This is a genomic window from Clavibacter sp. AC415, from assembly GCF_979252985.1.
In genome coordinates this window covers 248,394-267,123 of the sequence record NZ_CEEDAR010000017.1, presented here as the reverse complement: position 1 = coordinate 267,123, position 18,730 = coordinate 248,394, and the positions used below count along the sequence as shown (strand labels likewise).

At 73.8% G+C, this 18,730-nt stretch carries 14 protein-coding genes and 10 pseudogenes; 15 read left to right on the top strand and 9 right to left on the bottom strand.

Annotated features, from left to right (window positions below; genetic code table 11):
* Positions 1–128 precede the first annotated feature (128 nt).
* On the top strand, positions 129–986 hold the full coding sequence (locus ACZ411_RS10710) for a LysR substrate-binding domain-containing protein (protein ID WP_464170497.1): 858 nt from the start codon (positions 129–131) through the stop codon (positions 984–986).
* Here ACZ411_RS10710 and ACZ411_RS10705 read toward each other — a convergent pair.
* Both ACZ411_RS10705 and ACZ411_RS10700 read right to left on the bottom strand, forming a co-directional pair.
* Entirely contained in the window at positions 893–1,516 is a 624-nt protein-coding gene (locus ACZ411_RS10705; RefSeq protein ID WP_464170495.1) for a hypothetical protein, read from the bottom strand. The two genes, ACZ411_RS10710 and ACZ411_RS10705, sit on opposite strands and share 94 nt — an antisense overlap.
* Positions 1,517–1,556: 40 nt before the next feature.
* Positions 1,557–3,107: a DUF3459 domain-containing protein gene (locus ACZ411_RS10700; protein WP_464170493.1), complete on the bottom strand. Its 1,551-nt coding sequence runs from the start codon at positions 3,105–3,107 to the stop codon at positions 1,557–1,559.
* 485 nt (positions 3,108–3,592) lie between these two features.
* Between ACZ411_RS10700 and ACZ411_RS10695 the strand changes: the two are divergent.
* From ACZ411_RS10695 to ACZ411_RS10685, 3 genes and pseudogenes are all read left to right on the top strand, one after another.
* Positions 3,593–4,348 (top strand): annotated as a pseudogene (locus tag ACZ411_RS10695) (serine hydroxymethyltransferase); the annotation flags it as partial.
* 61 nt (positions 4,349–4,409) lie between these two features.
* Positions 4,410–4,874 (top strand): PLP-dependent aminotransferase family protein, encoded by a 465-nt coding sequence (locus tag ACZ411_RS10690; RefSeq protein WP_464170550.1) that lies wholly within the window; start codon positions 4,410–4,412, stop codon positions 4,872–4,874.
* An 11-nt stretch (positions 4,875–4,885) separates the two neighbouring features.
* Positions 4,886–5,794: pseudogene (locus ACZ411_RS10685) on the top strand (bifunctional methylenetetrahydrofolate dehydrogenase/methenyltetrahydrofolate cyclohydrolase).
* A 68-nt stretch (positions 5,795–5,862) separates the two neighbouring features.
* Here ACZ411_RS10685 and ACZ411_RS10680 read toward each other — a convergent pair.
* The 4 genes and pseudogenes from ACZ411_RS10680 to galT all read right to left on the bottom strand — a co-directional run.
* Positions 5,863–6,468 (bottom strand): annotated as a pseudogene (locus tag ACZ411_RS10680) (gamma carbonic anhydrase family protein); the annotation flags it as partial.
* A 9-nt stretch (positions 6,469–6,477) separates the two neighbouring features.
* On the bottom strand, positions 6,478–7,164 hold the full coding sequence (locus tag ACZ411_RS10675; protein WP_464170491.1) for a GNAT family N-acetyltransferase: 687 nt from the start codon (positions 7,162–7,164) through the stop codon (positions 6,478–6,480).
* Between the two features lie 249 nt (positions 7,165–7,413).
* Positions 7,414–8,603 (bottom strand): annotated as a pseudogene (gene galK / locus ACZ411_RS10670) (galactokinase).
* A pseudogene (gene galT / locus ACZ411_RS10665) lies at positions 8,600–9,752 on the bottom strand (galactose-1-phosphate uridylyltransferase). Before galT ends, galK begins: the two co-directional pseudogenes overlap by 4 nt.
* Between galT and ACZ411_RS10660 the strand changes: the two are divergent.
* The 6 genes and pseudogenes from ACZ411_RS10660 to ACZ411_RS10635 all read left to right on the top strand — a co-directional run.
* Positions 9,747–10,313, top strand: a pseudogene (locus ACZ411_RS10660) (DeoR/GlpR family DNA-binding transcription regulator); the annotation flags it as partial. The pseudogenes galT and ACZ411_RS10660 overlap by 6 nt on opposite strands.
* 124 nt (positions 10,314–10,437) lie before the next feature.
* Positions 10,438–10,530: pseudogene (locus tag ACZ411_RS10655) on the top strand (DeoR/GlpR family DNA-binding transcription regulator); the annotation flags it as partial.
* 238 nt (positions 10,531–10,768) lie between these two features.
* A pseudogene (locus tag ACZ411_RS10650) lies at positions 10,769–10,984 on the top strand (aldose epimerase family protein); the annotation flags it as partial.
* A gap of 136 nt (positions 10,985–11,120) precedes the next feature.
* Positions 11,121–11,624: an aldose epimerase family protein gene (locus ACZ411_RS10645; RefSeq protein WP_464170489.1), complete on the top strand. Its 504-nt coding sequence runs from the start codon at positions 11,121–11,123 to the stop codon at positions 11,622–11,624.
* A gap of 112 nt (positions 11,625–11,736) precedes the next feature.
* The gene (locus ACZ411_RS10640) at positions 11,737–12,732 is read left to right on the top strand and encodes an excalibur calcium-binding domain-containing protein (RefSeq protein WP_464170487.1); all 996 of its coding nucleotides are present in this window, start codon (positions 11,737–11,739) and stop codon (positions 12,730–12,732) included.
* Positions 12,733–13,331: 599 nt separating this feature from the next.
* Entirely contained in the window at positions 13,332–13,616 is a 285-nt protein-coding gene (locus tag ACZ411_RS10635; protein ID WP_464170485.1) for a hypothetical protein, read from the top strand.
* A 160-nt stretch (positions 13,617–13,776) separates the two neighbouring features.
* On the opposite strand, the gene ACZ411_RS10630 is transcribed toward ACZ411_RS10635, so the two are convergent.
* Positions 13,777–13,929, bottom strand: coding sequence for a hypothetical protein (locus tag ACZ411_RS10630; protein ID WP_464170483.1), 153 nt, complete (start codon positions 13,927–13,929; stop codon positions 13,777–13,779).
* A gap of 2 nt (positions 13,930–13,931) precedes the next feature.
* Between ACZ411_RS10630 and ACZ411_RS10625 the strand changes: the two genes are divergently transcribed.
* Positions 13,932–14,774: a hypothetical protein gene (locus tag ACZ411_RS10625; protein WP_464170481.1), complete on the top strand. Its 843-nt coding sequence runs from the start codon at positions 13,932–13,934 to the stop codon at positions 14,772–14,774.
* A gap of 169 nt (positions 14,775–14,943) precedes the next feature.
* On the opposite strand, the gene ACZ411_RS10620 is transcribed toward ACZ411_RS10625, so the two are convergent.
* Positions 14,944–15,114: a hypothetical protein gene (locus tag ACZ411_RS10620; RefSeq protein ID WP_172407218.1), complete on the bottom strand. Its 171-nt coding sequence runs from the start codon at positions 15,112–15,114 to the stop codon at positions 14,944–14,946.
* A gap of 72 nt (positions 15,115–15,186) precedes the next feature.
* Here ACZ411_RS10620 and ACZ411_RS10615 point away from each other — a divergent pair, with 72 nt between their 5' ends.
* From ACZ411_RS10615 to ACZ411_RS10600, 4 genes and pseudogenes are all read left to right on the top strand, one after another.
* Positions 15,187–15,819: a DNA-directed RNA polymerase subunit beta gene (locus ACZ411_RS10615; RefSeq protein ID WP_464170479.1), complete on the top strand. Its 633-nt coding sequence runs from the start codon at positions 15,187–15,189 to the stop codon at positions 15,817–15,819.
* 552 nt (positions 15,820–16,371) lie between these two features.
* Complete coding sequence (locus ACZ411_RS10610; protein WP_464170477.1) at positions 16,372–16,977, top strand: sigma-70 family RNA polymerase sigma factor; 606 nt, start codon at positions 16,372–16,374, stop codon at positions 16,975–16,977.
* Entirely contained in the window at positions 16,974–17,513 is a 540-nt protein-coding gene (locus ACZ411_RS10605) for a hypothetical protein (RefSeq protein ID WP_464170475.1), read from the top strand. The genes ACZ411_RS10610 and ACZ411_RS10605 overlap by 4 nt, the downstream gene beginning before the upstream one ends.
* Positions 17,510–17,758: pseudogene (locus ACZ411_RS10600) on the top strand (anti-sigma factor domain-containing protein); the annotation flags it as partial. The gene ACZ411_RS10605 and the pseudogene ACZ411_RS10600, both read left to right, overlap by 4 nt.
* 168 nt (positions 17,759–17,926) lie before the next feature.
* Here ACZ411_RS10600 and pstB read toward each other — a convergent pair.
* Positions 17,927–18,697: pseudogene (pstB, locus tag ACZ411_RS10595) on the bottom strand (phosphate ABC transporter ATP-binding protein PstB); the annotation flags it as partial.
* Positions 18,698–18,730: the final 33 nt, after the last annotated feature.

Below are 18,730 nucleotides of genomic sequence, written 5' to 3'. Positions count from 1 at the left end.
GCGTATGGGCGGATCGGTTCCGTATGGGTCGGCCCTCGTGGAGCCGGGATCGACGCTACCGGCGGCGCTTCCCATTCGGATCCCGTCTCGACATGATGAGTGTCATCACCAGATCGAATGGAGCCCGAGTGCTGGATCCGACCCTGCTCGCCACGTTCCTCGCCGTGGCCGACACCCGCAGCTTCACGCAGGCGGCCGCGCGGCTCGGCGTCAGCCAGCCGACGGTGAGCCAGCAGGTGCGGCGGCTCGAGCGCTCCGTCGACCGCACCCTCATCGCCCGGGACACCCGGCGGATGAGCCTCACCGACGCGGGCGACGCCATGGCCGGGTTCGCCCGCACGATCATCGCGGCGCACCAGGCGGCGGAGAGCTACTTCGGCGGATCGGAGGTGAGCGGCCGCCTGCGCTTCGGCACCGCGGACGACCTGGCCATCACGCAGCTGCCGCGCATCCTCCGGCACTTCCGGCAGCTGCACCCGCAGATCGAGCTGGAGCTCACGGTCACGCAGAGCGGGCCGCTGCACCGTCGGCTCCTCGCGGGGCAGCTCGACCTCATCCTCACGAAGACCACCGTCGACGAGCACCCGTCCGCGCGGCTCGTCGGCCGCGACCGGATGGTGTGGGTCGGCCTCGACCGCACCCTGGTGGAGCCGGGCGCCACGGTGCCGCTCATCGCGTACCGGGCGCCGAGCATCAGCCGGCAGATGGCGATGGACGCGCTCGAGCGGGCCGGCCGCACCTGGCGGATCACCTGCAGCACCCGCGACGTGAACGGCGTGCTCGCGGCCGTGCGCGCCGGCATGGGCGTGGCGGTGCTGCCGCAGGCGCTCATCCCGACCGACCTGGTGAAGGTCACCTCGCGGCTCGGCCTGCCGGAGCTCGACGAGGTCGACTACGTGCTGATGGACAACCCGGCGGGGCCGCGCGCGTCGATCGAGGCGCTGACCTCCGCGATCATGTCGCGCGGGGTGACGCGCGCCAGCTGACCGCGGTGGCGGAGCGCGGCGGCTACCAGCGGGCGACGGGCGGCAGGCCGTCGTCGGCGAGGCCGGCGTCGCGCGCCCGGCCGCGGCGGCCGCGGGTGCGTCCGCCCGGGGCGTGCGGGGGCTCGGGGAGGTCGGGATCGGCGCCCGGGGTGCCGGGCTGCTCCAGCTGCATGGCGAGCGCCCGGAGCCGCGCGTCCCATCTCCGCGTGCGCGGCGGCCGCCTCGGCGATGCGCGCCCGGTCCTCGTCGACGTCCGCGGGCACGCGCGTGGCCTCCTCGAGCGGCAGCGCGTCGGCCTCCGCCTCGGCGAGCCGACGGGCCCGGCGGCGCGAGGCGAGGATGCCGAAGGCGCCCACCCCGATCTGGAACGCGCCGAGCCACCCCGACGCGTCGTTCACGGGCGCGAGCATGTGCCACGCGCCGAGCGCGATCCAGCCGATGTTGACCCACATGGGCCATGCCAACCCGGATGCGCCGCGCGCCCCCGAGCCCTCCCGCGGCTGATCCCCGCCGCGTCCCTCGTCGCTCATGCCGTTCCTCCGTGCCGTCCCGCCTGTGGATGCGAGTGTGTCACGCGAGGTCGTGAGCGGCCTGGAGCCAGACGAACGTGCGCGGGCTCAGCACGATGCCCTTCGTCAGGCGGAGCCGCTCGTCGCGCACCAGGTCGACGGCCTCCTCGGCGAAGCCGCCGAGCGTCTCCGCGGAGACCGTGGCGGCCTCGTCGCCCAGGTTGGCGAGCACGAGCACGGTGCCGTCCTCGTGCGGGCGCTGGTACCCGAGCACGTGCGGGTCGTTCGCGTCGAAGCCGACGATCCGCGTGCCGCCGAGCGCGGGGGTCGCCCGCCGGACGGCGACCAGGCGCCGGATCCCGGCGTGGATGACGCCCGTGCTGGTCGTGCGGTCGTCGCGCTGGTCGTAGCGCTCGAACGGGTAGAGCGGGCGGTTCACCCACCGGCTGTCGTCGGCGTGCGCGGGGACGTCGTCGTAGCCGTAGTCGTTGCAGCTGCCCGACCTCGTCGCCGAGCACGAGCAGCGGCAGGCCGCCGGTGCTGAGGGCGATGGAGTGGGCGAGGAGGATGCGCTCCGACGCGCGCCCGGGTCATCCTGCTCCAGGCCCGCGAGGGACGCCGTGGTGCCGGCGACCGCGCCGCCCGGGTGCTCGATCCCGCGCGCGTGGCTGCCGGGGAATCGGCCGACGTGGTACTCGGCGAGGAAGCGGCGGTGCTCCTCGGGGTCGATGCCGAGGGCGCGCGCGTCCTGGTCGTCGAAGGACCAGCGGAGGGCGTCGTGGCTCCGGACCCGCGCGATCCACGCGGATCCGGCCGGCGCGTCGGCTCGGCGGTCGAGGGCGCGGGAGAGCAGGGACGCGGACCGGGTGGCGAGCGCCTCCCACACGAGCGCGGTCAGGGCCGGGTCGTCGGCGAGGCGCACGGCGTCCCCGTCGAGGAGTCCGGCGGTCGCACGCGGGTCGGAGTCCGCGGCGACGGCCAGCGCGAGGGCGGGGGCCGTGCGGCGGGCGAGGCGGGCGATGAGGGCCAGGAGCGCGGCCCGGTCGGCGTCGGGGCGGTCGCCGAGGACGTCGGCGGGATCGACCCGGACGACGTCGGCCCCCGCGGCGGCGAGGGCGACGGCCTCGCGCACGGCTCCGCGGATCCGCCCGGGGAGGTCGGCGTCCGGGTCGGCCGGGGAGAGGTCGACGGCCAGCGTGAGGCCGGCGTCGTGCAGGGCCTCGGCGAGGCCGGACAGGTCGGCGGCGGATCCGAGGCCGGCGCGCACGCGGATGCCCGGTGCCAGTCGCGCGTCGTCGTCATCGTCGAGGTCGTCGGCGCGCTCGGCGACGGGCGTCACCTGGAGGTGGGTGAGGCCGAGGTCGCGGAGCGCGGGGATGCGGGCGGCGAGGCCGGCCAGGTCGTCGGCGTACCGGTCGACGTAGCAGACGCCGCCGGGGCGCCGGTCCAGGTCGAGGCCGGGCGCGTCGTCGGGGAGCGCGGCCGCGTCGGTGGCGGCGGGGCGGGACTCCGGCGTTCCGCCGAGGTCGTCGGCCAGCGCGGCGGCGAGGCCGTCGGCGGCGTCGCCCACGAGCGGGCGGAGGTCGGCGGCGAGGGCGTCGCGGGCGCCCACCGGGGCGCGGCGTCCGCGCCGTCGGGGACGCGGCCCTCGGCCGAGAGGAGGTCCGGGTGCGCCGGGTCGTGGTCGTGTCCGCCCGCCGCGGGATCGGTCGCTGAGCGCTGCGCTCCCCATGCTCGGTCCTCTCCCTTCCGCATCCGGCGGGCACCGATCCTGCCCGCCCGACCCCCTGCCATCCTACGGGCGGGCGGTCCTCTGTGACCGGCTGGATCGTTCGTGCCCATGGGATTCCTCGCTGTCCGGCCAGACGACCGTCGCGTCCGCGGTCGAGGGCTCCTGCCGCCGGCGCTCTGCCGGGGAGCGTCCGGGCCTGCGCGCCGCCCGTCCCCGCCTCGCGTCCGCGCCCCCGCCCGGGTAGGCTCGACGACGTCGCCGACCGGCGTTCGGATGGGTCACCATCGGGGAGCCACTCCACACGGTTGGTGGCCGTACGCCTGGGCCACGACGCATCCGCTCGTCCACCGTGCACAAGCAGTCCCATGCCCGTCGACCAGTCCTTCAACGCCCCCCTCTCCGAGGTCGACCCGGAGATCGCGGCCGTCCTCGAGCAGGAGCTCGGCCGCCAGCGCGGCACCCTCGAGATGATCGCCAGCGAGAACTTCGTCCCGCGCGCGGTGCTGCAGTCGCAGGGGTCCGTCCTCACCAACAAGTACGCGGAGGGCTACCCGGGCCGTCGCTACTACGGCGGCTGCGAGTTCGTCGACGTCGCCGAGCAGCTCGCCATCGACCGCGCCAAGAGCCTCTTCGGCGCCGAGTTCGCGAACGTCCAGCCGCACTCCGGCGCGACCGCCAACGCCGCCGTCCTCGCCGCCATCGCGCAGCCGGGCGACACGATCCTCGGCCTGGAGCTCGCGCACGGCGGCCACCTCACGCACGGCATGAAGCTCAACTTCTCGGGCAAGCTCTACGACGCCGCGGCCTACGGCGTCGATCCCGACACCTTCCTCATCGACATGGACGTCGTGCGCGAGAAGGCGCTCGAGCACCGCCCGCAGGTCATCATCGCCGGATGGTCGGCCTACCCCCGCCACCTCGACTTCGCCGCGTTCCGCGCCATCGCGGACGAGGTCGGCGCGAAGCTCTGGGTCGACATGGCGCACTTCGCCGGACTCGTCGCCGCGGGCGTGCACCCCTCTCCCGTCCCGTGCAGACGGTGGACGTCGTCTCCTCCACCGTGCACAAGACGCTCGCCGGCTCCCCGGTCCGGCGTGATCCTCAGCCGCGACACCGCGCTCGCCAAGAAGCTCAACTCGGCCGTGTTCCCGGGCCAGCAGGGCGGGCCGCTCATGCACATCGATCGCGGCCAAGGCCACCGCGTTCAAGATCGCCGCCACCGAGGAGTTCGCCGACCGCCAGCGCCGCACCATCCAGGGCGCGCAGATCCTCGCCGAGCGCCTCGTCGCCGCCGACTCCACCGAGGCCGGCGTCTCCGTGCTCACGGGCGGCACCGACGTCCACCTCGTCCTCGCCGACCTGCGGGACTCTCCGATCGACGGCAAGCAGGCCGAGGACGCGCTGCACGAGGTGGGCATCACGGTCAACCGCAACTCGGTGCCGTTCACCGCGCCGCCCATGGTCACCTCGGGCGTCCGCATCGGCACGTCCGCGCTCGCGACCCGCGGCTTCGGCGAGACCGAGTTCACCGAGGTGGCGGACATCATCGCCGAGACCCTGAAGCCCGGCAGCGACCTCGCCGCCCTCCGCGCGCGGGTGCTGACGCTCACCGACGGATTCCCGCTCTACGAGGGCCTCGAGCAGTAGGGCGCCGGACGATGACCGCAGTGAAGCTCGACGGCGTCGCCACCGCGTCGGCCGTCAAGTCCGAGCTCGCCGTGCGCATCCGCGCGCTCCTGCTGAGCAGGGCCTCGTCCCCGGCCTCGGCACGCTCCTCGTGGGCGACGACCCGGGATCCCGCTCCTACGTCGCCGGCAAGCACCGCGACTGCGCCGAGGTGGGCATCGAGTCCATCCGCGTCGACCTACCCGGCCGACGCCACCGAGGCGGACGTGCGGCAGGCCATCGAGCGCCTCAACTCCGACCCGGCCGTCACGGGCTACATCGTGCAGCTGCCGCTCCCCGCGGGGATCGACGAGAACGCGATGCGCTCGAGCTCATCGACCCGTCGAAGGACGCCGACGGGCTCCACCCGACGAACCTCGGGCGCCTGGTGCTCGGGTGCAGGGCGAGCTCACCTCGCCGCTGCCGTGCACGCCCGCGGGCATCGTGGAGATGCTCGAGCGCTACGCCGCGCCGATCGCCGGCCAGCACGTGGTCGTCGTCGGCCGCGGCCTTCACGGTCGGGCGCCCGCTCGGCCTGCTGCTGACGCGCAAGGGGCTCGACGCCACCGTCACGCTCACGCACTCGCGCACGCGCGACCTCGAGCAGGAGGTCCGCCGGGCGCACATCGTGGTCGCGGCCGTGGGGGTCGCGGGCCTCATCCAGCCGGACTGGGTGAAGCCGGGGGCCGCGGTGCTCGACGTCGGCATCACGCGCGTCGTGGATCCGGAGACCGGGGAAGGCGCGCCTCACCGGCGACGTCGACCCCGCCGTCGAGGAGGTCGCCGGCCACCTGTCGCCGAACCCGCGGGGCATCGGCCCGATGACCCGCGCGATGCTGCTCGTCAACGTGGTGCTGGCCGCCGAGCGCGACGCGCGCCTGGCCGAGGAGCTCCGCGGCTGACGGCGCTCGCCGCGACAGCGCTCGACTCGACCGTGCGGCGGCTGATGCGGGAGGGGACGGCCGGGTCGGGCCGTCCCCTCCTCGCGTCCCGGGTGTGCGGCGTCGGCCCGCTCGGCGCCCAGGAGCATCGCCGGCGTCGGGATCGCCCCCGCGTGGAGCCGCGCGTTCTCGACGTAGTGCCGGGCGTTCGCGCGGAGCCCCGCGACCTCGTCGTCCGTGAGCTCGCGCCGCACCTTGCCGGGCACGCCCGCGACGAGCGAGCGCGGCGGGATGCTCTGCCCTTCCAACACGACGGTGCCGCCGGCGAGGAGCGACTCGCGGCCGACGACCGCGCCGTTCATCACGGTGGCGGACATGCCGACGATGCAGTCGTCCTCGATCGTGCAGCCGTGCAGCACCGCGTTGTGCCCGACGCTCACGCCCTCGCCTATCGTGAGCGGGAAGCCCGCGTCGACGTGGCAGCTCACGTTGTCCTGCAGGTTGGAGCCCGCGCCGACCACGATGTCGGCGGCCTCCGCACGCAGCACGGCGTTGAACCACACGCTGGATCCGGCGCTCGAGCGCCACCCGCCCCACGATGCGGGCGCCCGCGGCCACGAGGGCGGCGGCGGCGACGTCTGGGGCGCGCGCGAGCCGGGGAGCGGGCGGACGGTGGCCTGGGGATCGACGGTCATGCGGCCAGGCTAGGCGCCGGGCGCATGCGCGTGCCGCGGTCCATGGGTGCGAAGCCCGCGGAGACGTACGCGTCCCAGGGCGCCCGGTAGTAGGGGAGCGGGGAGCTGTTGATGAGCACGTCCCTGACCGCCGAGCTCGCCGACGCGGCGGCAGACGTCGAGCGCGAGGACCTGCGCCAGGCCGAGCCGGCGATGCGCGGGCACGATGCCGAGCGGTTCGAGCTCCGCCCATGCGCTCGCCGGGTCGAGCCAGGCCGTGCACGTGCCGGCCAGCGAGCCGTCGGGCGCCTCGACCACGAGGTCGAGATCGGGGCGGTAGGGCGCCGAGGCCCGGACGGCCGCGTACGCCCGGGCGTCGAAGCGGCTCTCCGCGGCGGGGTCGATCCCGTCGCCGGACCCCGTCGGTGAAGGGCAGGTCGACGGGTCGCCATGCGCGGCGGTGCGCGTCGACGCGCAGCCGCTTCCCTCCCCGTCCGCGACCGGGTCGGATCGCGTATCCCGCGGGCAGGCCTCGCGCCGGCGTCCCGGGCAGGGTGGCGCGAGCCCGGCGAGCGGGACCTCCTCGTCGACGAACCCGCGGTCGGCGAGGATCCTGCGCAGGTGGTCCTGGCCGCGGTGGACGGCGACGCTGACGGGTCCGGTCTCCCGCCGCGTCGAGGACCCACGCGGCGAGCACGGCGGTGGTGGCGTCGTCACCGGCAGCGCACTCGACGCGCGCGTCGTCGGGGGCGCAGCCGAGCCCAGCCGACCACCGTGCCCCTTCGGCGTCGCGCACCACGGCGATCCGCGCGGGCAGCTGCCCCGTGGCGGCCTCCCACGCGAATCCGCCCGGGTGCGTGGACGCCGGGAACCACGCCGGGAGCGCGCCGCCGATGTCGCGGACGGCGTCGTCCCGGTCGTCGACGATCTCGGTGAGGCCGCGCGGGTGGTCGCATGCCGCCGAGCCTAGGGCGGCCCGACGCCGGGGCCTACCGCTCCGCCTTCGTCCCCTCGGAGGGGCGTCACCGTGAAGACGGTCGGCCCCGTGTAGCCGTGCTCCGCGAACGCGCCGTCGATGGCGACCTGGAGGCGGGAGAGGGAGTCGACGTCGATCAGCGCGATGGCCGAGCCGCCGAAGCCGCCGCCCGTCATGCGCGCGCCGACCGCGCCCTCGTCTCTGCGCCACCTCGACCGCGAGGTCGAGCTCCGGCACGCTGATCTCGAAGTCGTCCCGCATGGAGCGACGGCTCGGCGTCGAGCAGCTCGCCGATGGCGCGCGGGCCCTCCTCGCGGAGCGCGCGCACGGTGTCGAGCACCCGCTGGTTCTCCGTGACGATGTGCCGCACGCGGCGGAACGTCTCGTCGTCGAGCACCTCGCGGGCCCGGGCCAGGTCGTCGACGGACAGGTCGCGCAGGGACTCGACGCCCATCAGGCGGGCCCCCGTCTCGCACGACTCGCGCCGGGCGCGGTATCCCGCCGTCGGCGTGCGCGTGGGCGACGTGGGTGTCGATCACGGCGATGGTGAGGCCGGCGGCCTCCAGCCCGAGGGGGATGACCTCGGAGACGAGCGTGCGGCAGTCGAGGAAGACGCCCGGCGTCGGGCTCGCCGAGGAGGCTCGCGGACTGGTCCATGATGCCCGTGGGCGCTCCCACGATCTCGTTCTCGGCGAGCTGGCCGACGGCGGCGAGCGTCTGCCGGTCGAGGCCCAGGCGCCAGATGTCGTCGAGCGCGAGGGCGACGGCCCCCTCGAGCGCGGCCGAGGAGGACAGGCCCGCGCCGACCGGCACGTCGCTGTCGATGAACACGTCGAAGCCGGGGACGGCCGCGGAGGTCGGCGCCGCGCTGCCCGAGGGCCCAGGCGACACCCAGCGGGTAGGCCTGCCAGCCCTCAGACGCGGTCCCCCTGAGGTCGGCGAGGCGCGCCTCCACGACCTCCTGGGAGAACGAGCTGGCCAGGCGGACGCGGTCGTCGTCCCGCGGCGCGAGCGCGATGACCGTGCGGCGGTCGATCGCGAACGGGAACACGAAGCCCTCGTTGTAGTCGGTGTGCTCGCCGATGAGGTTCACGCGCCCGGGCGAGGACCACACGCCGTGCGGCTCGCGGTCGAAGCGGGCACGGAATCCCTCGCGCACGTCGTCTCGGATGTCGGTCATGCGTCCTCCACTGCCTTCCGGATCATCTCGGCCGCCCTCTCCGGCGGCACGTCGCCGATCCAGGCGCCCATGGCCGCCTCGGATCCGGCCAGGAACTTGAGCTTGTCGGCCGCGCGACGCGGCGAGGTGATCTGCAGCATCAGGCGGATCTCGTCCCGGTGCACGTCCACCGGCGCCTGGTGCCAGGCGGAGATGTACGGCGTCGGGGCGTCGTCGAGCCGGGTCGATGCCCTGCAGGAGCCGCAGGTACATCGTCGCGAGCTCGGCGCGCTCCTCCTCGGTGGTCTCCGCGAGGTCGGGCACGTGCCGGTGGGGGAGCATGTGCACCTCCACGGGCCAGCGTGCGGCGAACGGCACGAACGCCGTGAAGTGCTCGCCGCGGAGGACGACCCGGTCGGACGCCTGCTCGCTCTCGAGGATCCGCTGGAAGAGGCCCGGGCCGAAGCGCTCGATGGACTCCACGAGCCGGCGCGTGCGCGGGGTCACGTAGGGGTACGAGTAGATCTGGCCGTGCGGGTGGTGCAGCGTGACGCCGATGGCCTCGCCGCGGTTCTCGAACGGGAACACCTGGCGGACGACCGGGCATGGCGGAGAGGGCGCGGGTGCGCTCCGCCCAGGCCTCGACGACCGTGCCGGCACGCGAGGGCGCGAGGCCGCTGAACGAGCCGGCGCGCTCGGGGCTGAAGCAGACGACCTCGCAGCGGCCGACCGAGGTGCGGGTGCGCTCCAGCCCGATGGAGGTGAGGTCGTCGTCGTCGACGGGCGCGTCCACGCCCTCCGCGTCGGCGAGCGAGGGCCCGAAGGACGGCGACTTGTTCTCGAAGAACCGCGACGTCGTACATGCTCGGGATCTCGGACGGGGTTCTCGACGGGCTCGCGGGGGCGAGGGGATCCACAGCTCGCCGAGGAGGCAGGTGCGCGCGGTTCTGCCGCGCGGCCGCGATGGAAGACCCATTCGCCCGTGAGGACGTCCTGCCGCATCGTCGCGGTCGGGGGGCGGGGAGCGGCGGGGCGGGCGTCGGCGGCGCGCTCCGGCGGCAGCGCGGTGTCGGCGTCGTCGAAGTAGACGAGCTCGCGGCCGTCGGAGAGCAGCGTGCGGCGCTGTGTGATCCCGGACGGCGACGTCGCGACGGTCTGGTCGGCATGCATGATGCCCCCGATCCTACGGGCTCCGGGCAGTCGGATCTGCGTCCGCCGCGAAAGCGCCGCTTGCGCTTTGACAAGCGCGAGCGGGTGGATCAGGCTCGCCGCATGGCCGACGACACCGCCTCCGTCCCCGCGGCGCTCCGCCGCTCCCGCCTCCTCGAGCGGCTCGCCGACCGCGGGTTCGCCACGGTCGCGGAGCTCGCCGCCGACGCGGGCGTCTCCGCCGTCACGATCCGCGCCGACCTCGACGCGCTCGCCGACTCCGCCGCCGTGCAGCGCGTGCACGGCGGCGCGGTGCTGCGGTCGGGCCTCGCCGCGCGCGAGCAGAGCCTGGAGGTGTCGCTCGAGTCCGCCGCCGACGCCAAGCGGGCCATCGGCCGGGCCGCCGCCGACCTCGTCGAGAGCGGGCAGAGCGTGCTGCTCGACGTGGGCAGCACGACGCTCCAGGTGGCCCGCGCGCTCGTCGCCCGCGAGGACCTCGTCGACGTCACCGTCATCACGAACGGGCTCACCCTCGCGCTGGAGCTCGAGCGGGCGATGCCGCGCTTCACCGTGATCGTGACGGGCGGCACCCTCCGGTCGCTGCAGCACAGCCTGGTGGACCCGCTCGCCACCGTCGTGCTCGACCTGGCTGCACCCGGAGATCGCGTTCATCAGGCTGGCCAACGGGGTCGACGTCGATCGCGGCGTGACCAACGTGAACCTCCCCGAGGCGGAGGTGAAGCGGCGGATGGTCGCCGCGAGCGGCCGCACGGTCGTCGTGGCGGACGGGGCCAAGCTCGGCCGCACCCACCTCGGATCCGTCGCGCCGCTCGACCTCGTCGACACCCTGCTGACCGACGTCGGCGCCGATCCGGGCGAGGTCCGTCGGCTTCGCGACGCGGGCCTGCGCGTCGTCGAGGCCGGCGCGGCGTCCGGGGCCGGTCGGCCTGAAACGTGGATCCCATGGAGCACCCGTCACCGGAGAGCAGCACCACCTCGTCCACGCCGGCCCGTCGGGGGAGCTCCGCGCCACCGTCGTGCAGCTCGCCGCGGCTCTCCGCGGCCTGACCCTCGACGGCGTCGACCTGGTCGAGCCGTACGGGGAGGACGTCGTCGCCCCCATGGGCGCCGGCATGGTGCTCGTGCCGTGGCCGAACCGGATCCGCGGAGCCCGCTACGACCTCGACGGGAGGACGCAGGCCCTCGACGTGTCCGAGCCGTCGCTCGGCAACGCGTCCCACGGCCTCCTCCGGAACACCGGGTACACCGCGTCCGACCGGCAGGACGACCGCGTCACCCTCTCCCGCGAGGTTCCGTGTTCCCGCAGCACGGGTACCCGCTACCCTCCTCGACACGTCCGTCACCTACCGCCTCGGCGCCGACGGCCTCGTGGTCACGCACCGCATCCGCAACGACTCGGCGGCGCCCGCGCCGGTCGCGGTCGGCGCGCACCCGTACCTGGCGCTCGGCGGCGCCCCGTCCTCGGAGCTGACGCTGACCGTGCGGGCCGACACGTGGTCGGAGGTCGACGACGCCCTCATCCCCGTCGCCGACCATCCCGTCGAGGGCGCCGGCGAGGACCTCCGCGGGGGCCGCGTCGTGGGCGACCTCGACCTCAACACGGGCTACGGCGACGTGCACCTCGTCGACGGCACGAGCCGCCACGGCCTCACCGCGCCCGACGGACGCGGGGTCGAGCTCTGGGCGGACGCGTCCTTCCGGTTCCTGCAGGTCTACACGCCGCGCGAGTTCCCGACGCACGGGCGCCAGGCCGTCGCCGTCGAGCCGATGACCGCCCCGGCCGACGCGTTCAACTCCGGCGTCGGCCTCCGCCGCCTGGAGCCCGGCGAGGAGTGGACGCTCAGCTGGGGGATCCGCGCGACCGGCTCCTAGCGCATCCGGGCCCTACCGCGTCGGGCGCGTGCGGCCGGCACCCCCGAAGGGGGAGGCCCCGGGAGGCGGAGGGCACCCTACGGTGAGGGTAATTACCCAACCGAAGGAAATGATGCGTCGACTTCCCCTCGTGACGGCGGCCCTGCTCGCCGCCGCGCTGTTCCTCCCGGCCCAGGCGGCGACCGCCTCCGTGGATCCCGTTCCCGTTCCCGAGCCCGCCCCCACCTCCGAGCCGGCGCCGACGCCCGCTCCCGAGCTGCCCCGCGACCAGGGCCCGTACGAGATCTACCTCACGACGTTCGATCGCGTCATCTACGAGCTCGTCGACGGGGTCACCCCGCGGGCGCTCACGTTCGACCGCTACCGCGACGTGTATGACGAGCGCATCCCGTTCCTCGCACCCACGAGCTACGTCAAGTACCCGTGGTCACCCACCGTCTACGCAGCGGTGTTCTGGCCCGGCGGGGAGAACGCCTGGCAATGGGCGCGTCTCACGTACGCGCAGTACGAGCGGGCTGGCTTCCCTGCGGTGCGCAACGCCGGATACATCGTCAACAGCTACGTCTACAAGTGGGGCACCTCGGCGGAGATCCTCGTCGAGGGCGAGGACGGCGTGAACCACCGGCTCACCGGAGCCGAGTGGCGGGACATGGGCTATCGCCCCTTCGTCGACCGCGCCAACGAGGGCTTCATGAAGCTCTCCTGGACCGACGACATCGTGCGCATGTCAGATGTCCGCAACGGGCAGGGTCGAGCGATCGGCTACGGCGAGTGGCGAGATGAGGCGTTCCCGACCCCGCAGGTGGTCCAGCGCATCAACGGCGACCAGTTCTACCGCTACTCCAACAGCAATCAGGTCTGGTACGCCGGTCCCGGGATGAACCGCGTCGTGTCCCTCGCGGAGTTCCGCGCGGCCGGCTCGCCGTCCCCCCGCGTCATCCAGGTCGCCGGCCAGCCCACGCCGCCGCCGTCCAGCGGTGGAGGAGGCAGCGCTTACTACCCGAACTGCGCGGCGGTCCGCCGCGCCGGCAAGGCCCCGCTGTACGCGGGCCAGCCCGGCTACAGCTTCGATCTCGACAGGGATCGGGACGGCGTCGCCTGCGAGTGACGTCCTCCTAGGAATCGATGATGCCCCGTGACACCGAGAGGTGGCGCAGGGGCATCGCCCTCCCATCGACGGGAACCGGCTCCTCGCCCTCGTCCTCCTGCGCCCACTGCAGGGCCACGCGGCGCGTCCACCTGCTCCAGCGCGACCGCGGTTCTCCTCGGGCTCGCGCAGCCCGTCGATGTAGAGCGAGCGACGACGCCCGACGACGCCGGCGACCAGGTGCTGCACGCCCCGGTCGTCGTGCTCCTCGAGGGCGGACTTCAGCAGGTCGTACCGCTCGGAGGTCCCCTCGGCGGTCAGCATCGCGATCACCAGCTCGCTCGGCGTGCATGCTCATCGGTCCAGCATCGCACCGCGCATGGTCCGCGGTCCGAGTCCTCTGGGTCGATCGAGGCGATGGCGGGCCGTCCGCCGGCGTCCGTCCGCACCGGTGCGGCAACCGTGTGCCGCCCGCCCCCGATCTGGGCATTGCGCGAAGGCCCGCTGGACGCCACCCTTGCCCTGACAGCGTGGCAGGGCCGAGTCAGTGGGAGCGGACCGGCGCGAACCTCGTGCACCCGACAGCGCGTCCACCCGGAAGGCCCCCATGTCCTACCCCCGTGCCCAGTACCACCCCGCCCACCATCCCGACGGAGCCCGACGCCGCGCACGCCGCCGACGCCGGCGCGGTCGACGCCCCGGCGCCGCGGTCCTCGGCCTTCCTCCACCGCCGCGCCGTGATCCTCGCGGCCGTCGGCGCCGCCCGCCAGGTGCCGCGGCCGCCGCCGCACCGCTCGCCGCGACCCCGGCCTCGGCTGCCGTCGTCGGCGACCAGTCGCGCGTCTACTACCCCGAGCAGTTCGGCTTCGTGCCGTCCGCCGCGGAGGCCGGCGCGAAGGCCATGAACGCCTTCTTCGCCGCGCTGCCGAAGACCGGCGGCCGGGGGATCCTCCCGCCCGGCGAGATCCGCGTCACGTCCACCGGCATCGACTACTCCAGCGCCGTCTGGCCGACGCAGCCCCTCTCGGGTGCTCCCTACGGCTACCCGGCCATCTCCATCGAGGGCTACGGGCGCCGGGTCACGACCATCCGCCAGATCGCGGGGTCCACCGGCGACGTGTTCAAGGTGCAGGGCAAGATCGGCGCGGACTCCGGTCCGGCGGCGAACAACAAGGCCACGGTCACGCTGAGCGGCTTCAGCATCTCGGGCACGCGCACGGGTGCGCCACGGGCTGTACCTGCGCTCGCTGCTGCACTGCCGCATCACCGACATCGAGCTGAACGCGACCGGCGGCGCCGGCGTCTACTTCGCGCGCACGAACTTCACCGCGGCGAACGACGAGTACTCGTACGCCAACGTCATCGAGGGGTTGCGGGTCATCACCGCGGGCACCTGGGGCATCGACTGCGACGGCGTGAACGCCATCGACATCGTGATGCGCGACACCGAGATCGTGAACTGCGTGGCGGGCGGCATCCGCATCGCCCCCACGAACGCGCGCTTCGAGAACACCCGCATCATCGGCTGCGGCGCGGGCAACAAGGCCGCGCGCGGCTTCCTCGCGATCCCCACGAGCAACACCTCATCGATGGTCTCCGAGCTGGGCGTCAACGGGATCCGCCTCGAGGGCAACTCGGGCCCCGGCGGCTACCAGATGGAGATCGGCGCGGGCGTCGGGGCCACGGTCGTCGGCTACAACATCGTCACGGGCGGCGACCTCGGGGCCCACGGCATCGGCGTCGGGCTGGTCGACCAGGGCACGCGCCGGGCCGTCGACACGCTGATCGGCCGGGGCACGATGTTCATGACCCCCACGAAGTACCCGACGCAGAAGGTCGTGGTGGTGGGCGCCTACGCCAACGACACCCGCGTCGAACGCCCCTCCCTGCCGAACAACCCCGACACGCCCTTCGAGAAGGTCGTCTCCGACGCGGGCGTCCGCACCATCGACGCCTTCGGCCGCCTGCTGACCCCGCCGGTGGTGCCCACGCCGACCCCGACGCCCACTCCGACGCCGACGCCCACTCCGGCTCAGGCCGCGGAGGCAGCCCCGGTCGCCTGACCCGATCCGCCGGTGAAACGGCTTCCTCGGTCGAGATGGCAGTGCCACGCGGAGGATGTGGTGGGCCCCGTCGGGCTCGAACCGACGACCCAGGGATTAAAGCCCCTTGCTCTACCAACTGAGCTAGAGGCCCGTGGTCTCCGATGCTACGGGATGGGCGGGTGCCTCCTCAGAGCCGGTCGACGTCGCGGGACGAGCCGCGGCGCACCACGGCGCCCGCGACGATCGTGACCACCACCAGGAAGACGCCGACCCCCACGAGCCAGGCGAGCGCCTTCACGACGAAGCCGAGGATCACGAGGACGAGCCACAGGGCCACGAGGCCGTACACGAATCTCATGCCCCGAGCCTACGTCTGCGACCCGGGCGGGAGCCGGGGCGCGGTGGCCCGGGGCGGCGTACGCTTGCCGGGATGTCCGGCAACTACCACAAGCCCACCGAGTTCTCCGGGTCCAAGTTCGAGAGCATGCTCGGCGGCGAGGACCCGGCCACGATCAGCCGCGTGGCCCACGAGACCGCGTCGGCGCTGTTGGCGCGCGTCCGGGCGGATCCGGACCCCGCGGTGGTCGAGCGCCTCATCGCCTACACCGACGAGCACGGCATCGACGCGGTCGCGGAGCTGTGGTCGCGCGCGAGCCCCCGCAGCCTGCCGGGCGCGCTCTGGCGCCTCTACCTGATGCGCGCCCTCATCCGGCAGGATCCCGACGGCATCAGCCTGCTCTACCAGCGCGGCACCGAGGTCGCCGCCACGATCGACCCCGTGGTCGCGGGCGCCACCGCGCCGACCGGGCCCGCGGAGATCGTGGAGCTCGCCGACAGCATCCTCCGCGGCCTCTTCACGGGCGACTTCGCCGTGGCCCTCGACCGCGCGGGCGCGTTCAGCCGCCTCGCCGCGCTCGGCGCCACGAGCGTCGCGGACGACCTCGACGCCACGGCCTCCCCGGAGCGCGCCGGCGAGCTCACCACGCGCGCCCTGCGCCTCTCGCAGATGGCCGCCGACCTCGTCCAGTGCGCGCGCCTCTGGAGGAGCGAGCGGCTCGACTGAGGCCGACGCCGGACGGCGGCGTCCGGCCGTTCGCTGTGAGCGGGATCCCCGGGCTGACACTGCGCCCGCACTCCGTTACAGTGGACGAGGTCGGGCCGCAGTAACCCCGGGCTCCAATATTCGCCGCTCCGAGCGGCCTCGCGCCGAGAGGCGTTCTGCGGCCCGGCTCCTCACCCCCTTCCCCTCCACTCGGAGGGACGGCCCCCACGCGAGAGGCCGAGCATCCGATGGTCGCCGCGATCCCCGCGGCCTGTGACCAAACCGTGACGCGGTCCGCCCCGAAGAGTCATCGTGAGGCGTTCACCCGCCTCGCATGCGTCACCCGCGAGGGTGCGACCCGCATCGGTCGGGTCCTGCCCGCGTGGCAGGCCACCCGGCCATCCCAGATGTCCCGCAGCGCGGGATCCGGCCGATGCGGTGTCCTGCACCGCCCGCGCACCCGACTTGGCACCACCCGAACCCCGACCGGAAGAAGCACATGTCCTCCCCGCAGCACCACCTCAGCTCGCCGGGCCCCGCCCTGCCTGCATGCGGAACGCACGCGGGTCTGGGATGCTGGGGCTCGTGCCTTCATCGATCGAGCGTCCCGACCTGTCAGGGCCGGCGGACCCCGAGTCGAAGGAGTCCCTCCTCGGCCGCGTCGCCCTCGGCGACCGACGTGCCTTCTCGGAGCTCTACGACCAGCTCGCCCCCCGCGTCCTCGGACTCGTCCGACGCCTGCTCGTCCACCGCGCGCAGTCGGAGGAGGTCACGCAGGAGATCTTCCTCGAGATCTGGCAGTCCGCTTCCCAGCTTCGACCCGTCCAAGGGCGCAGCGACCACGTGGGTCCTCGACCATGGCCCACCGCCGCGCGGTCGACCGCGTGCGCGCCTCCCAGTCCAGCCGCGACCGTGATGTCCGCATCGGCATCCGCGACCACGAGAACGGCTGCGGCCAGGTGCTCCGAGACCGTCGAGATCAGCATCGAGCACGAGAGGGTGAAGAAGGCGATGACGAAGCTCACAGAGATCCAGCGCCAGGCCGTCTCCCTCGCGTACTACGGCGGCTACAGCCACAGCGAGGTCGCGTCCATGCTCGACGTGCCCATCGGCACCGTGAAGACCCGGCTGCGCGACGGCATGATCCGCCTGCGCGACGAGATGGGGGTGGCGTCATGACCGACGACGACCTCCGCACCCTGACGGCGGCGTACGCGCTCGGCGCGGTGGACGCCGACGAGGCGGTCCGGTTCGAGGCGCTCCTGGAGCGCGATCCCGCGCTGCGTGCCGAGGTGGACGAGCTGCGGGAGACCGCGGCCGACCACCTCGCCTGGACCGCCGAGCCGGTGGAGCCCTCCCCGCGTCTCAAGGCCGATCTGATGGCGATGCTCGATGCGACGCCGCAGCTGCCGCCCCTCGGGGCACCGGCCGCAGCGCCGCGCGAGGAGCGGGCTCCCGCGCCCGTCACCGGTCTCCGGCCGGTCGCGGTGCCGGCCTCGGCTCCGTCCGCACCGACGTCCTCCGTGCCCCGCGAGCGGCTCGGCTCCGCGTCGTCCCGCGCGTCCCAGCCGCCGGATCCGCAAGCCCGGCGCTGCTCATCGGCCGTCGCCGCGGCTGCCCGTGGTCCTCGTGGTCGGCGGCGTGGTCGTGGGCACGGGCATCGGCGGTCCCGGTTCGTCGCAGTCGCCCGTCGCGTCCGGCGTTCGACCGGGTGACCACGGCATCCGACGTCGTGGTCGACACGCGCGACGTCATGGGAGGCGGGCACCGCCACCGTCTACTTCTCGGCTGCCGAGGGGCGGACCGCGATCGAGCTCGACGACGCCGCGCGCCGCTGCCCGAGGGCCGCGTCCACCAGCTCTGGTACGTCGGCGCGTCGGGCCCCGTCTCGGCGGGAGTGCTGCCCGAGGAGGGCGGCGCCGGTCAGGCGGTCCTCGAGGGCCGGTACACCCCGGGCGACACGGTCGCCATCACGGTCGAGCCCGAGGGTGGCTCCGAGCTGCCCACGACCGAGCCCATCGTGGCGCTCGACCAGCACCTGACGCCGCACCCCGCGAGCACGACGTCGGCCCCGCATCCTCCAGGAGGATGCGGGGCCGTCGTCATGCGGTCGTCGGATCAGCCGAAGCCGGCCGGACACGTAGTCCTCGGTCGCCTGCACGCTGGGCTTGGAGAAGATCGTGTTGGTGTCGTCGTACTCGATGAGCTTGCCCGGCTTGCCGGTGCCCGCGATGTTGAAGAACGCCGTGCGGTCCGAGACGCGGCTGGCCTGCTGCATGTTGTGGGTCACGATGACGATCGTGTACTGCGCCTTGAGCTCCTCGATGAGGTCCTCGATGGCGAGGGTCGAGATGGGGTCGAGCGCCGAGCAGGGCTCGTCCATCAGCACCACGTCGGGCTGCACGGCGATGGCGCGCGCGATGCAGAGACGCTGCTGCTGGCCGCCGGAGAGGCCGGAGCCCGGGAGCGCCAGGCGGTCCTTCACCTCGTTCCACAGGTTCGCGCCCATGAGCGACTGCTCCACGAGGGCGTCGGCGTCCGACTTCGAGATCTTGCGGTTGTTGAGCTTCACGCCCGCCAGCACGTTGTCGCGGATCGACATGGTGGGGAACGGGTTCGGCCGCTGGAACACCATGCCGACCTGGCGGCGCACGAGCACGGGGTCGACGCCGGGACCGTAGAGGTCGTTGCCGTCGACGAGCACCTCGCCCTCCACGTACGCGCCCGGGATGACCTCGTGCATGCGGTTCAGCGTGCGGAGGAAGGTGGACTTGCCGCAGCCGGACGGGCCGATGAAGGCGGTGACGGTGCGGGGCTCGATGCGCAGGTTGACGTCCTCGACGGCCTTGAACTTCCCGTAGTAGACGTTCAGGTCGTTGACTTCGATGCTCTTGGACAAGGGGTTCCTCTATTCGGGTTCGTGGCCGGGGGA